Consider the following 14371-nt stretch of genomic DNA (forward strand, 5'->3'; position numbering starts at 1 on the left):
GACACCCTGCAGGACATGCTCCGGTGCTGGACCGGCACCTGCACCACCTGCGGCCAACCACTCACCAGAACCAGAACCTAACGAAGCACTACTAGTCCCGGGAGGCCGTCCACCCCTTCGCCTCGATGCGGGACGCGTCCGCCGGGCGCGCCTCGTCGAAGGCCACCTCGTCCCCGTCGAGGACGCGGATGCCGTCGACGTAGGCGCCCCGGCCGACGTACAGCTGGTCCGTCGCGTAGCGCCAGCGCAGCCGGAGCGGCGCCGCGGTGAAGGGGCCCAGGTCGGCGGTGAGGCGGTGCCAGGTGCGATCGGCCCAGCCGTCCACCGAGCCCGCCGGGTGGGTGTCGGCGCGGCCCGTCGTGAACGGCAGCGGTTTCCAGTTCGTGCCGCCGTCCGTCGACGTCTCCAGGAACAGGAAGTCGGAGTGCGGCTCCGTGTCCCACCACAGCTCGCAGGAGAGCCGCGCCTCGCCCGAGGCGAGCCGCAGGTCCGGCAGCGTGAGCGTCGCCGACGTGGCGCTCGCCATCCCCGAGAACCAGGCGGTGCGCCCGTGCTTGGGCCGCACGGCGACCGCGCGCGCCATGTTGTTGCCCGCGGCGACCCGGGGAGCGGAACCGGATCGCCAACTGCGCACCGGGTGCACCGAGTTGCCGAGGACAATGAGGAACGAGTCGGTCGTCGGGTCGAGCACCAGCGAGGTGCCGGTGAACCCGGTGTGTCCCGCCGTGCTCGGTGTCGCCATCGCGCCCATGTACCAGTGCTGGTAGAGCTCGAAGCCGAGGCCGTGCTCGTCGCCGGGGAAGTCCGTGTTGAAGTTGGTGAACATCAGGTCCACCGACTCCTGCGTCAGGATCCGGGCCTTGCCGTAGAGCCCGCCGTTCAGCAGTGTGCGGCCGAGCACGGCCATGTCCCAGGCGCAGGAGAACACGCCCGCGTGCCCGGCGACCCCGCCGAACGCGTACGCGTTCTCGTCGTGCACCTCGCCCCACACCAGACCCCGGTCGAGGCCCGACCACGGCGCGCGGGCGTCCTCGGTCGCCGCGACCTTGGGCCTCCAGGAGGCGGGCGGGTTGTAGCGGGTGCGGGTCATGCCGAGTGGCCCCGTGATCCGCTCGTGCAGCAGCACGTCCAGACGCTTGCCGGTGAGCTCCTCGACGACGAGCTGGAGCGTGATGAGGTTCAGGTCCGAGTACAGGTACGTGCTGCCCGCCGGATTGAGCAGCGCCTCCTTCCACAGGAGGGCGAGCTGCGCCTCGTGCCCGGACTCCTTGTAGAAGGCGAGGAAGGGCCTGAACCCCGAGGTGTGGGTGAGGAGCTGGCGGACCGTCACGTCCTGCTTGCCGCCGCCCGTGAACCGCGGGAGGTACGAGACGACCTTCGCCTCGAGGTCCAGCGTGCCGCGCTCCACCTCCTGCACGGCCAGGATCGACGTGAACAGCTTGGAAATTGAGGCGAGGTCGAAGACGGTGTCGTCGGCCATGTCGATCTGCTGGTCCGCCGGGAACTCGATGCCCGTGTCCGTCTTGTCGTCGTAGTGGGAGTAGCGCACCGCCTTGCCGATCGGCTGGTGCAGCGCGACCGTGCCGCCGCGGCCCGCGAGCAGCACCGCTCCCGCGTACCAGGGGTGCTTCGGCGAGGGGCCGAGGAACTTCTCGGCGTCGGCGACCAGTTGGCGCAGATGGCCCGCGAGCAGGCCCGCGCGCTCGGGGGAGCCGCGCCGCAGGACGGGCCGGGCCGCCGCGGCCCCGGTGGCGGCCGCGGCGGGGCCCGCGGGGAAGGGGGCGAGGGCCAGGGCGCCGCCCAGCGCGAGGCCGGCCGCGCCGAACTGCCGCCGGGTCGGGCCGGAGCCCTTGGCGCCTCTGTATGGTCTGTCCGCTGCTTCGGGTGCTCCGCTCATGGACCAGGCCCTTCTGAAAAATTCTTTCGGGATCTACCGAGTCGGGTGAAACTTCTCTGTCAGCGATGCCCCGTGTCAACACCCCCGCACCATGGCCGCCCCGTGAAGAATCTGACGCTGCATCAGAAAACCTCTTCCGTCGTCAGGCGCGCTGCGGCATCCTGCGCGCATGCAGACGGAGCTGAGCAAGAAACTGGGGATCGAGCACGCCGTCTTCGGCTTCACGCCGTTCCCTGCGGTGGCCGCGGCCATCAGCAGGGCCGGGGGCTTCGGCGTGCTCGGTGCGGTCCGCTACGCGGCACCCGACGAACTCAAACGCGACCTCGACTGGCTCGACGGCCATGTGGACGGCAGGCCCTACGGCCTCGACGTCGTCATGCCCGCCAAGAAGGTCGACGGCGTCACCGAGGCCGACATCGAGGCGATGATCCCGCCGGAGCACCGGAAGTTCGTCCAGGAGACCCTCGCCAAGTACGGCGTACCGGAACTCGCCGAGGGCGAGGCGTCCGGCTGGCGCATCACCGGCTGGATGGAACAGGTCGCCCGGAGCCAACTCGACGTCGCCTTCGACTACCCGATCAAACTCCTCGCCAACGCGCTCGGTTCACCGCCCGCCGACGTCATCGACCGCGCCCACCAGCACGACATCCTCGTCGCCGCCCTCGCGGGCAGCGCCCGGCACGCCCGCAAGCACGCCGACGCGGGCATCGACGTCGTCGTCGCGCAGGGCTACGAGGCCGGCGGCCACACCGGCGAGATCGCCTCCATGGTGCTCACCCCGGAGGCCGTGGAGGCCGTCGACCCGCTGCCGGTCCTGGCCGCGGGCGGCATCGGCAGCGGCCAGCAGGTCGCGGCGGCGCTCGCGCTCGGCGCGCAGGGTGTCTGGCTGGGCTCGGTATGGCTGACGACGACCGAGGCCGACATGCACTCGCCCGCCGTCACCCGCAAGCTGCTCGCCGCGGGCTCCGGCGACACCGTGCGCTCGCGCGCGCTGACCGGCAAGCCCGCGCGCCAGCTCCGTACGGAGTGGACGGACGCCTGGGACGACCCGGCCGGCCCCGGCCCGCTGCCGATGCCGCTGCAGGGCCTGCTCGTCGCCGAGGCCGTGTCCCGGATCCAGAAGTACGAGGTGGAGCCCCTGCTCGGGACGCCCGTCGGGCAGATCGTGGGGCGGATGAACGAGGAGCGCAGCGTCCAGGCCGTCTTCGACGATCTGACGCGCGGCTTCGAGAAGGCGATCGACCGCATCAACAAGATCGCAGGACGGTGAGTACGAGTATGAGCACACCCCCCAACAGCACACCCCCCAACGGCTTCTGGGCCCAGGCCGCCGCCGACCCCGACCGCACCGTCCTGATCGCCCCGGACGGCGAACCGTGGACGGCCGGCCGCCTGCACGCCGCCGCCAACCGGATGGTCCACGGCCTGCGTGCCGCAGGCCTGGAGCGCGGCGACGCCTTCGCCGTCGTGCTCCCCAACAGCGTCGAGTTCTTCACCGCCTACCTCGCCGCCTCCCAGGCCGGCTTCTACCTCGTGCCGGTCAACCACCACCTCGTAGGGCCGGAGATCGCGTGGATCGTCTCCGACTCCGGCGCCAAGGTGCTGATCGCGCACGAGCGGTTCGCCGACGCGGCCAGGTCCGCCGCCGACGAGGCGGGCCTGCCCGACAGCCACCGCTACGCGGTCGGGGACGTCGCGAGCTTCCGCCCGTACGCCGAACTCCTCGACGGGCAGAGCGAGTCGGCGCCCGAGGGCCGCACCCTCGGCTGGGTCATGAACTACACGTCCGGCACGACGGGCCGCCCCCGCGGCATCCGCCGACCGCTGTCCGGAAAGCTCCCCGAGGAGTCGTACCTCGGCGGGTTCCTCGGCATCTTCGGCGTCAAGCCGTACGACGACAACGTCCACCTGGTGTGCTCGCCGCTCTACCACACGGCCGTCCTCCAGTTCGCGGGTGCGTCCCTGCACATCGGGCATCCGCTCGTCCTGATGGACAAGTGGACGCCCGAGGAGATGCTCCGCCTCATCGACACCCACAAGTGCACGCACACCCACATGGTGCCGACCCAGTTCCACCGCCTGCTCGCGCTGCCGCAGGAGGTCAGGGACCGCTACGACGTGACGTCCATGCGGCACGCGATCCACGGCGCCGCGCCCTGCCCCGACCACGTCAAGCGGGCCATGATCGACTGGTGGGGGATGTGCGTCGAGGAGTACTACGCGGCCAGCGAGGGCGGCGGCGCGTTCGCGACGGCCGAGGACTGGCTGAAGAAGCCCGGGACGGTCGGAAAGCCGTGGCCCATCAGTGAGTTGGCGATCTACGACGACGACGGCAACAGGCTGCCCGCCGGTGAACTCGGCACCGTCTACCTCAAGATGAACACCGGCGGCTTCTCGTACCACAAGGACGAGGGCAAGACGAAGAAGAACCGCATCGGCGACTTCTTCACCGTCGGCGACCTCGGCGTGCTCGACGAGGACGGCTATCTCTTCCTGCGCGACCGCAAGATCGACATGATCATCTCGGGTGGTGTCAACATCTACCCCGCCGAGATCGAGTCCGCGCTCCTCACCCACCCCGCCGTCGCCGACGCCGCCGCGTTCGGCATCCCGCACGACGACTGGGGCGAGGAGGTCAAGGCGGTCGTCGAGGTCGCCGATGGCCGGGCGGCCGGTGACGCGCTCGCGGCCGAGATACTCGCCCACTGCGAGACCCAACTCGCGGGCTACAAGCGGCCCAAGAGCGTCGACTTCATCGAGACGATGCCCCGCGACCCCAACGGCAAGCTCTACAAGCGCCGCCTGCGCGACCCGTACTGGGAGGGGCGGACCCGGGCGGTCTGAGACCGCCCCGGCCCGCGTCCGTCAGTCGCGCACCCGCACCACCTTCAGGGCGGGCGACTTACGGATGTCCTTCTCGCAGAAGCGCTCCGTGACCCACTTCTTTTTCGCGAAGAGGTGGGTCTGGTCGCTGTAGTGCGGCGAGTTCGGGTTCGACGACTGGGAGTACGTGAGCAGGGTGCGCGCCACCGGGCACTGCCCGCCGTCCCAGCCGACGGCCTGGATGTAGCTCGACCCGGTCGTGACGTCGGTGTAGCCGCCGCCCGCGGCGTTCCACACCGGCTCGACCTTGTTCCACACACCGAGCGACTCCGTGCCTCCGTGCACCGGGACGCGCTCGCCGCCCCGCGTCACGAACTGGTGGTCGCCGAGCTTCGCGTCCAAGGGGATGTTCGCGGCCTTCAGCTCGGCCACCGCGTCGGCGAGCGCCGTCGCGAAACCGGGCGCCGCCGTGTTCAGTGTGTTCGGCGTGCGCACCGGGTCCGCGGCGGAGAACGGCACCTCCCACAGCTGGGCCGCCGGTACGGTCGCCGTCAGCTTCCGCCAGAACCGGTCGAAGAGCAGGGCGCCCCGGCTGTCGGTGTTCATGGCGCGGTCCCAGGCGCCGATCACGTCACAGGCCCGCGAGACGTCAACTAGCTTGCCGTCGCTGCCCGTTGCCGATCCGCCGGGCAGCGCCGCGCACGCCTTCGCGGTGTCGGCGGCCGTCAGATCGGCGGCGGGCACCCGGTCGGCGAACTGCTGCCGTTGCAGGTCCGCGACCGTCAGGCCGCCCTTGTCCGCCATCCCCGCGACGTCCTCGACGGCGCCGCGCGTCCGCATCGAGCGCTGCGTGCCGATGTTCCCGAAGACCCGCTCGTAGCCGGTGATCGGCTTGTCCGCGTTGGCGAGCCAGGCGCTGTCGTTGGAGTTCTCCGCGTACGGGGCGTCCTTCAGCGCCGGCATCTTCGACGGGCCGAAGATCCCCGCCTGCACGGCGTCCTTGTCCTTCCCGAGCCCACAGTCGCTCCTCGAACCGTCGAGGACGGCAACGCCCGAGGCCGGGTACGTCGCCTTGCCGAGCGGCGTCGAACAGCGTGCCGCCAGCTCGTCGGTGATCCTCGGCAGCACCTGCGACTGCGTGAACAGCGAATGACGGGAGGAGTCCGCCGCGATCGTGTTCACCCACGGCAGGCCCTGCGTGCGGCGCAGCGACGCGAGGACGCCGGCGGTCGAACGGGCCTTGCTGAAGCCGAGCGCGGTGTCGGAGGCGCGCAGATTGACCGCGTTGGGGTCGCCGAGGGCGTAGGCCGTCGTCGCGGTCCAGGGGAGCGGGAGCTGGGCGCCGAGGTTCGTGACGACCGGCCCGTAGCGGGTCCACCACTGGCTGCGGGTCACGTCGCCGCCGCCCTTCACGGGCACGGTCACGGACCGCTTCGTCATCCGCTCCTTCTTGCCGTCGACCACGTACGTCGTCGGGTCCGACGGGTCGAGGGTGAGCTGGTGGAGGTTGAGCGTGACGCCCGTCGCGACCGTGTGGCTCCACGCGACGTGCGCGTTGTGGCCGATGGAGATGCCGGTGGTGCCGAGCAACGAGCCGCCCATGACGTTGAGTTCGCCGGGGATCGTCTGCTGCGACTGCCAGAAGCGGCGTCCGCCCTGCCACGGGTAGTGCGGGTTGCCGAGCAGCAGGCCGCGCTTGTTGGCCGTGGTCGCGCCGCTGAACGCCACCGCGTTCGACCCCATGTCGGAGTCGTCCTGGGCGAACAGTTCGCGGGCCGCTTCGGCAGCATCGGCCGTGTCGGGCCGCGCCTGCGCGGCCCCGGCGGCGGGCGGCTGCGCGGCCGTGATGCCCTCGATGCCGCGCCCCTGCCCGCCGAGCACCGCGATCGCGAAACCGCGCGTGGCCACGTCGAGCGAGGTCACCGGCTGCACCCAGTCCGCGCCCTTGCACGCTGGGTCGGTGATCCGGTTCTGCTTCAGCCACGCGTTGTACCCGGCGGCCCAGCCGCGCATCGCGTCCTTGACGTCGCGGCTCGGACCCTCGGGCGCGGGGACGCCGAGCAGCTTCTCCACGGTGCGCGCCTCGCGAACACCCTTGAAATACAAGTCACTTGAGAGGTTCTTCGTCGCCGACGACAACGAGCCGTCGGGCGCCGCGTCGGGTCCGAAGACCCGCGAACGCTCGCCGCGCAGCGTCACGAACCCGTCGGCGAGCGTGCACACCTGATCCTGGGCCTGCGCCCACCCCGTACCGAAACCGAGGTTCGCGTAGTCCTTGGCGACGATGTGCGGGATCCCGTACTCGGTGTAGCGGATGGTGGCGGACAGGCCCCCGCCGTGCGGGCGGCTGTCACGGTCGGCCGCGGCGGACGGCACCGAGGCGGTGCCGCTGAGCGCGGTCAACAGGGCGACCCCGAGGGCCGCGAGGCGTCTGTGTCCCGGGCGTGTGCGCATCGTGCTCCCAACTGCGGTACCGGCAGAGGTGGTTGAGCTGGATGGGGCGCCGTTGAGCGTACCAATCGCCCTGGTGCGACCCTGCCGGAGCGCCATGGCGCACCGATGCCGGGCCGAGGCCCGCGCGGTGCAGACGGAGCCGCCCCGCCATGCGATGCTGACCTTCACAAAACATCCATAATGACTCCCTACGGTGAGGGTGTTTCGAGTGCGTCTGATGCGTCTGACAGGCCGGGCCCGAGAGCACGCACAACTCGATCGCCTTCTCGCCGAACTGCGCCGGGGACTGAGCGGCGTGGTGGTGCTGCGGGGCGACGCCGGTATCGGCAAGACCGCGCTGCTCGACCATGTGACCGGTGAGGCCGCCGATCTGCGAGTGCTGCGGGTGGCAGGCGTCGAGGCGGAGGCGGGCTTCGCGTTCGCGGCGCTGCACCGCCTGCTCGTGCCGTTCCTGGACGACCTCAAACAACCCGGCGTACTGCCGCAGGCCCAGCACCAGGCGCTGCGGGTGGCCTGCGGCCTGGCCGACGGGCCGCCCGCGGACCGGTTCCTCGTCGGGCTCGCGGTCCTCACCGTGCTCGCCGAGGCCGCGAAGCAACGCCCCCTGCTGGCCTGCGTCGACGACCTCCAATGGCTGGACCGGGACTCCTTCGACGTCCTCGCCTTCGTCGGGCGCCGACTGCACGCCGAGAGCGTCGGTCTCGTCCTCGCCGCCCGCACCGGGGCCGACACCCCCGCGGGCCTGCCGGTCACCGAGGTGACCGGCCTGGCGGAGCCCGAGGCACTGGAACTGCTGCGTTCGGTGGCCGTCGGCCCGCTGGACACCAGGGTCGGCCTGCGGATCGTGGCGGCGACCGGCGGCAACCCGCTGGCCCTGACCGATCTCGGCCGTGAACTGTCCGAAGGGCAGCTCTCCGGGGTGTGCGCGCTGCCCGAGCCGCTCCCCGCGGGCAGCGCCCTGGAGGAGCACTACCTGCGCCAGGTACGCGGACTGCCGGAGGCGACCCGCACCTGGCTGCTGCTCGCGGCGGCCGAACCGGCCGGCACCACGGAGTACATAGCGGCCGCCGCAGCGACGCTCGGGATCGGCCCGGACGCCTGCGGGCCGGCCGAGTCCGCGCGGCTCGTGGTGCTGCGCGCCGGCGTCGAGTTCCGGCACCCGCTGGTGCGTTCGGCGGTGTACGCGGGCGCCACCAGCGTCGACCGGCGCAGGGCGCACCATGCGCTCGCCGAGGCCACCGACCGCCCGGACGACAGCGACCGGCGTGCCTGGCACCGCGCCGCGGCCGCACCCGGACCCGACGCGGCCGTCGCCGACCAGGTGGAGCGGGCGGCCGACCTGGCCGGGGCGCGCGGCGGCCACGCGGCCCGGGCCACCTTCCTGACCCGGGCGGCCGAGCTGACCCCGCAGGACGCCGGACGCGCCGCGAGGCTGCTCGCGGCGGCCGAGGCCGCGTTCACGGCCGGTGCGCCGCTCCAGGCAAAGGTGCTGCTGGACACCGTCGACATCGGCCTGCTGGACGGTGTGGCGCAGGGCCGCGCCCTTCTGGTGCGCGCCGGAGCGCTCAACGGACTGGGCGAGCCCGATTCGCACGCCAGGGCGGCGGCCCTGTGCCTGTCCGCGTCGGCCGCTGTCGGAACCCGGGCCCCCGAGCTGACCCGCGAGGCGCTACTGCGCGCCGCCCAGTGGACGCTGACCGCGCGGCACAGGGCGCCGGCGACGACGGCCGCCGAGATCGCGAAGGCGGTACTGACACGGGCCCCTGCCCTCGGCCCCGCGGCGCCCCTGGACCACCTCCTGAACGGATTCGCCGTCCTGGCCACCGACGGCTACGTGCGGGCGGTTCCCCGTCTGCGCAAGGCCCTCGACGCGCTGTTGGCACCCGACACCCCGGACGAGGTGATCCTGCGCGGCTACCAGTTGGGCGTCTGGTACTCCACCCTCGTCTGGGACCACGAGGCCCGCGGCCGATTACTCCGGCGCGCCGATGCCGTCGCCCGCCGCAGCGGAGCCCTCTGGCACCTCGACGGCATCCTGTTGTGCGCCGCCATGGCCGAGACCACGCTCGGCCACCTCGCCGCGGCCGAGAGCCTGGTGGCCGAGAACCAGCAGATCCGTACGGCGATGGGCCTGAGCGCGGCGCAGGGCCAGATCTGCCGGAATCCGGAGCTGCTCGCCTGGCACGCGGTGGGCGACACGGTCGAGGACGAGCTCCGCCGCTCACTGACGACGGCGGGCGACCTCGGCAACGGTGCGATGGAGTCCCTCGCGCAGAGCGGAACGGTGGTCCTGGCGCTCGGCGGCGGCGACTACGCCAAGGCCCGGCCCGTCGCACGCGAACTGGTCCGTCACGATGTGCTCGGGCTGCACTCCCGGCTCCTGCCGTCCGTCATCGAAGTGGGTGTCCGCAGCGGTGACCGGGCCCTGGCCAGCAGCACCTTGAGCACGCTCACGGACCGCGCCACGGCGGCCGGCACCCCCTGGGCGCTGGGCGTGCTGGCGCGCTCCCGCGCCCTGCTCGCTCCGGCGGACGGCGCCGAGCCGTCCTACCGCCGCGCCGTCGAGCTGCTGTCCGGCGCGGACACGCACGCGGACCTGGCCGTCGCGCACCTGCTCTACGGCGAGTGGCTGCGCAGGTGCAAGCGCCGCAAGGACGCCCGGGTACAACTGCGGGCCGCCCTGGCCCTGTTCCGCGACATGCGGGCCGCGGCCTACGTGGACCGCGCCGCCCGCGAACTGGAGGCCACCGGAGAGCGCCCCGGCCCGGCCCGGACCGGCACCACGAACCCGCTGACCCCGCAGGAACGGGCCATCGCCAAGCTCGCCGGAGACGGTGCGACCAACGCCGAGATCGCCGCCCAGCTGTTCATCAGCGCCAACACGGTCGACTACCACCTGCGCAAGGTGTTCCGAAAGCTGGACGTGACATCACGGCGCCAGCTCGGCCGGACACGCCCCTGAGGGACCCCCTCAGGACTACGTGTCGCTCGTGGTTCGCGCGCCCCCGCCGCCGGTGAACGATCGGGCTCCCGCACATCCCCCGCGACCGGGAGGCCTCGCATGCCCTTCGTCACCGCAGCCGACGGAACCCGGATCCACTACAAGGACTGGGGCACCGGCCGCCCGGTCGTCCTCAGCCACGGCTGGCCGCTGCACGCCGACAGCTGGGAGGCCCAGCAACTCTTCCTGGCCACCCACGGATTCCGGGCCATCGCCCACGACCGGCGTGGCCACGGCCGCTCAGACCAGCCGTGGCACGGCAACGAAATGAACACGTACGCCGACGACCTCGCCACCCTCGTCGACACCCTCGACCTGCGGGACGTCACCCTCGTCGGCTTCTCCACCGGTGGCGGCGAGGTCGCACGCTACATCGCCCGGCACGGCACCGCCCGCCTCGCCCAACTCGTCCTGGTCTCCGCGGTGCCGCCCTTCATGCTCAAGACGGCCGACAACCCGGGCGGCGTCCCGGTCGAGGCGTTCGACGCGATCCGCGCCGGTTCCCTCGCCGACCGCTCGCAGCTGTACCGCGATCTGGCCGACGGCCCGTTCTTCGGCAACAACCGGCCCGGAGCGGACGTCTCCGCGGGCATCCGCGACGCGTTCTGGCGCCAGGGCCTGCAGGCCGGTCACCGGGGTGCCTACGAGTGCGTCGCCGCCTTCTCCGCCACCGACTTCCGCCCCGACCTGGACGCCGTCGACGTGCCGACACTCGTCATCCACGGCGACGACGACCAGGTCGTGCCGTTCGACGTCGGCGGCAAGGCATCCGCGGCCCGGATCAAGAACGCGACGCTGAAGGTCTACCCGGGCGCTCCGCACGGCATCACGGACACGCACAAGGAGCAACTGAACGCCGACCTCCTGGACTTCCTCAACTCCTGACCGTCACCGGTCCCGAAACCGAGAGGAACACCCATGAATCCCGGACACCACCCCCGCCGCCGCGTCCTCGGCGGGCTGCTCGCGACGGGCGGCGCGCTCACCCTCGGCGCCGCCGCCACCGCGCCGGCCACGGCCGGCACCGGCAAGGGAAACGGCGGCAGACCGACCGTCGTCCTCGTCCACGGAGTGTTCGCCGACGCCTCCGGCTGGAACGCCGTCACCTCCCGACTGCTGCGGGCCGGCTTCCCGGTCATCGCCCCCGCCAACCCGCTGCGGGACCTCGCGAGCGACGCGGCGTACGTCCGCAGCGTGATCGACACGATCCCCGGCCCGATGATCCTCGTCGGGCACTCCTACGGCGGCGAGGTCATCACCAACGCCGGACGCGGACACGACAGGGTCAAGGCACTCGTCTACGTCGCCGCCTTCGCGCCCGACGAGGGCGAGAACGCGCTGGGCCTGGCGAGCAAGTTCCCCGGCAGCCGCCTGGAGCCCGCACTCGTGCCCCGCCCCTACCCGATCCCGGGCGCGACGGAGCCCGGCCTGGACGGCTACATCGACCCCGCGAAGTTCCACGACGTCTTCGCCCAGGACCTGCCGCGCGCGCAGACCGACGTCATGGCGACGGCCCAACGCCCGGGCAGCATCGGCGGGTTGAGCGGCCTCAGCGGCGTACCGGCCTGGAAGTCCCTGCCGTCCTGGTACGTCGTCGCGACCGCCGACCGGGTCATCCCGGCCGCCGCGCAGCGCTTCATGGCCGAGCGGGCCAAGAGCACGGTCGTCGTGGCGGAGAAGGCCTCGCACGTCGTGATGATGTCCCGCCCCGACACCGTCGTCCGCCACATCGAGGCCGCATACCGCGCCACCCGCTGACCTGAGCAAGGAGGAGTCATGAGCGCCCCCGACACCATCGTCCTGATCCACGGCTTCTGGGTGACCCCGAGGAGCTGGGAGCACTGGATCACCCACTACGAGAAGCGCGGATTCCGCGTCCTCGCGCCCGCCTACCCGGGGTTCGAGGCCGAGGTCGAATCGCTCAACGCCGACACCGGGCCGATCGAGAAGGTCACCGTCCCGCAGATCGTCGAGAGCCTGGAGACCCTGGTCAGCGGCCTCGACAAGCCCCCCGTCCTCATCGGTCACTCCGCCGGCGGTGTGTTCGTGCAGCTGCTGCTCGACCGGGGCCACGGCGCCGCGGGCGTGGCCATCTGCTCCGCACCGACGGAGGGCGTCGCCGTGCTGCCGCTCAGCCAGCTCAAGTCCGCCTTCCCGGTGCTGAAGAACCCCGCCAACCGGCACCGCGCGGTCGGCCTGACCTTCGAGCAGTGGCACTACGCCTTCACCAACACGTTCCCGCAGGAGGAGTCCAGGGCGCTGTACGAGCGGTACGCGGTCCCCGCATCCGGCGGCATCTTCTGGGACAGCGCCCTGGCCACGCTGCGCCCCGGCCACCAGAGCACACACGTCGACTACCACAACGACACCCGCGCCCCGCTGCTGTTCATGTCCGCGGAGCACGACCACCTGATGCCGCCCAAGGTGCAGCAGTCCAACGCCCGCCACTACAAGTCGAGCGCGCTCACCGAGATCAGGGAGTACCCCGGCATGCCGCACCTGCTGCCCGCCGCACCCGGCTGGGAGGCCGTCGCCGACGACGCCCTCGACTGGGCCGTCTCGCACGCCCGGTAGCCCGTACGCCGGGGATCCCGCGGATCCCCGGCGAACACCTCCTTGACCCGGCCCCCGCCACCCCGCAGGATCACGCCATGACGAGGTCACCCGCAGCCCAGGCCGCCAGCAGCAGCGTCGACGGAGTCCTGCGCCGCAGCGCTCGCCGCACCCCGGCGCGCGTCGCCCTGCGCTACGGGCCGCGCGCATGGACGTACGAGCAACTGGACGACGCCGTGTCCCGCGCGGCCGGGGCCCTGCGCGCCGAAGGCCTCGCGGCGGGCGACCGGGTCGGCGCCTACGGGCACAACTCGGACGCGTACCTGATCGGGTTCCTGGCCTGCGCCCGCGCCGGGCTCGTGCACGTCCCCGTCAACCAGAACCTGACCGGCGACGACCTCGCGTACATCGTGGGCCAGTCCGGCGCCTCGCTCGTCCTCGCCGATCCCGACATCGCCGACCGGCTCCCCGGCGACGTACCGGTGCTGCCGCTGCGCGACGCCGACGACACGCTGCTCACGCGGCTCGCGGCGAGCGCGCCGTGGGACGGGGAGTCGCCGGGCGCCGACGACCTGGCGCAGCTGCTCTACACGTCGGGGACCACCGCACTCCCCAAGGGCGCCCGCATGACGCACCGCGCGCTCGTGCACGAGTACGTGAGCGCCATCCACGCGCTCGACCTCAAGGAGACGGACCGGCCGGTGCACGCGCTGCCGCTGTACCACTCGGCGCAGATGCACGTGTTCCTGCTGCCGTACCTGGCGGTGGGCGCCACGAACACGATCCTCGACGCGCCGGCCGCCGGTCCGGTCTTCGACCTGGTAGAGGCGGGGGAGGCGGACAGCCTGTTCGCGCCGCCGACGGTGTGGATCGGCCTCTCCCAGCACCCGGAGTTCGCCGACCGCGACCTGAGCGGCCTGCGCAAGGCGTACTACGGCGCCTCGATCATGCCGGTCCCGGTGCTGGAGCGGCTGCGGGCCCGGCTTCCCGGGCTCGCCTTCTACAACTGCTTCGGGCAGAGCGAGATCGGGCCGCTCGCCACCGTCCTCGGGCCCGACGAGCACGAGGGGCGGATGGACTCGTGCGGGCGGCCGGTGCTGTTCGTCGAGGCGAAGATCGTCGACGACGAGGGCAAGGACGTGCCCGACGGCACACCCGGCGAGGTCGTCTACCGCTCCCCGCAGCTGTGCGACGGCTACTGGGACAAGCCGGAGGAGACCGAACAGGCCTTCCGGGACGGCTGGTTCAGGTCCGGCGACCTCGCGGTGCGCGACAGCGAGGGCTACTTCACCGTCGTCGACCGGGTGAAGGACGTCATCAACTCCGGCGGCGTGCTCGTCGCCTCGCGCCAGGTCGAGGACGCCCTCTACACCCACCCGGCGGTCGCCGAGACGGCCGTCGTCGGGCTGCCCGACGAGCGGTGGATCGAGGCGGTCACGGCGGTCGTGGTGCGCGGCGACGCGGGCGTCACCGAGGAGGAGCTGATCGCCCACGCGCGCGACCAGCTCGCCCATTTCAAGGCACCCAAGAGGGTCGTCTTCGTGGACGAACTGCCGCGCAACGCCTCCGGCAAGATCCTCAAGCGGGAGCTGCGGGACCGGTTCACGGAAACTCCCTAGGCCGCCCGTGCAAGCGACCCCGTC

The 14371-nt window shown here is 72.1% G+C and carries 9 protein-coding genes; 7 read left to right on the forward strand and 2 right to left on the reverse strand.

The genetic code is table 11. The features are described 5' to 3' along the window. Positions 1-91 precede the first annotated feature (91 nt). A complete protein-coding gene (locus tag ACFV9W_RS10235) occupies positions 92-1897 on the reverse strand; it encodes a serine hydrolase (protein WP_385757546.1) in 1806 nt (601 codons plus the stop codon). Positions 1898-2066: 169 nt separating this feature from the next. Between ACFV9W_RS10235 and ACFV9W_RS10240 the strand changes: the two genes are divergently transcribed. Both ACFV9W_RS10240 and ACFV9W_RS10245 read left to right on the forward strand, forming a co-directional pair. Further along, positions 2067-3167 (forward strand): NAD(P)H-dependent flavin oxidoreductase, encoded by a 1101-nt coding sequence (locus tag ACFV9W_RS10240; protein ID WP_385757548.1) that lies wholly within the window; start codon positions 2067-2069, stop codon positions 3165-3167. Between the two features lie 8 nt (positions 3168-3175). Next, on the forward strand, positions 3176-4741 hold the full coding sequence (locus tag ACFV9W_RS10245) for an acyl-CoA synthetase (protein ID WP_385757551.1): 1566 nt from the start codon (positions 3176-3178) through the stop codon (positions 4739-4741). Between the two features lie 21 nt (positions 4742-4762). Here the strand turns inward: ACFV9W_RS10245 and ACFV9W_RS10250 are convergent, their stop codons facing one another. Further along, positions 4763-7174: a penicillin acylase family protein gene (locus ACFV9W_RS10250; protein WP_385757554.1), complete on the reverse strand. Its 2412-nt coding sequence runs from the start codon at positions 7172-7174 to the stop codon at positions 4763-4765. A gap of 217 nt (positions 7175-7391) precedes the next feature. On the opposite strand from ACFV9W_RS10250, the gene ACFV9W_RS10255 reads away from it, so the two are divergent. From ACFV9W_RS10255 to ACFV9W_RS10275, 5 genes are all read left to right on the forward strand, one after another. Continuing rightward, a complete protein-coding gene (locus ACFV9W_RS10255) occupies positions 7392-10136 on the forward strand; it encodes an AAA family ATPase (RefSeq protein ID WP_385757556.1) in 2745 nt (914 codons plus the stop codon). A 99-nt stretch (positions 10137-10235) separates the two neighbouring features. Next, positions 10236-11060: an alpha/beta fold hydrolase gene (locus ACFV9W_RS10260; RefSeq protein ID WP_385757559.1), complete on the forward strand. Its 825-nt coding sequence runs from the start codon at positions 10236-10238 to the stop codon at positions 11058-11060. A gap of 33 nt (positions 11061-11093) precedes the next feature. Beyond that, positions 11094-11933 carry an alpha/beta fold hydrolase gene (locus ACFV9W_RS10265; RefSeq protein ID WP_385757562.1) on the forward strand — a complete coding sequence of 280 codons (840 nt, stop codon included), beginning with the start codon at positions 11094-11096 and terminating at the stop codon, positions 11931-11933. Positions 11934-11951: 18 nt separating this feature from the next. Beyond that, positions 11952-12749, forward strand: coding sequence for an alpha/beta hydrolase (locus ACFV9W_RS10270; protein WP_385757564.1), 798 nt, complete (start codon positions 11952-11954; stop codon positions 12747-12749). Between the two features lie 77 nt (positions 12750-12826). Further along, a complete protein-coding gene (locus tag ACFV9W_RS10275) occupies positions 12827-14347 on the forward strand; it encodes an acyl-CoA synthetase (RefSeq protein WP_385757567.1) in 1521 nt (506 codons plus the stop codon). Positions 14348-14371: the final 24 nt, after the last annotated feature.

The sequence above is a fragment of the Streptomyces sp. NPDC059897 genome (genome assembly GCF_042730865.1).
Lineage (GTDB): Bacteria > Actinomycetota > Actinomycetes > Streptomycetales > Streptomycetaceae > Streptomyces.

What these genes read in the sequence shown, in the direction of transcription:
- ACFV9W_RS10235 (WP_385757546.1), bottom strand. Translation starts at nt 1,897, where the DNA reads ATGAGCGGAGCACCCGAAGCAGCGGACAGACCATACAGAGGCGCCAAG.
- ACFV9W_RS10240 (WP_385757548.1), top strand. Translation starts at nt 2,067, where the DNA reads ATGCAGACGGAGCTGAGCAAGAAACTGGGGATCGAGCACGCCGTCTTC.
- ACFV9W_RS10245 (WP_385757551.1), top strand. Translation starts at nt 3,176, where the DNA reads ATGAGCACACCCCCCAACAGCACACCCCCCAACGGCTTCTGGGCCCAG.
- ACFV9W_RS10250 (WP_385757554.1), bottom strand. Translation starts at nt 7,174, where the DNA reads ATGCGCACACGCCCGGGACACAGACGCCTCGCGGCCCTCGGGGTCGCC.
- ACFV9W_RS10255 (WP_385757556.1), top strand. Translation starts at nt 7,392, where the DNA reads ATGCGTCTGACAGGCCGGGCCCGAGAGCACGCACAACTCGATCGCCTT.
- ACFV9W_RS10260 (WP_385757559.1), top strand. Translation starts at nt 10,236, where the DNA reads ATGCCCTTCGTCACCGCAGCCGACGGAACCCGGATCCACTACAAGGAC.
- ACFV9W_RS10265 (WP_385757562.1), top strand. Translation starts at nt 11,094, where the DNA reads ATGAATCCCGGACACCACCCCCGCCGCCGCGTCCTCGGCGGGCTGCTC.
- ACFV9W_RS10270 (WP_385757564.1), top strand. Translation starts at nt 11,952, where the DNA reads ATGAGCGCCCCCGACACCATCGTCCTGATCCACGGCTTCTGGGTGACC.
- ACFV9W_RS10275 (WP_385757567.1), top strand. Translation starts at nt 12,827, where the DNA reads ATGACGAGGTCACCCGCAGCCCAGGCCGCCAGCAGCAGCGTCGACGGA.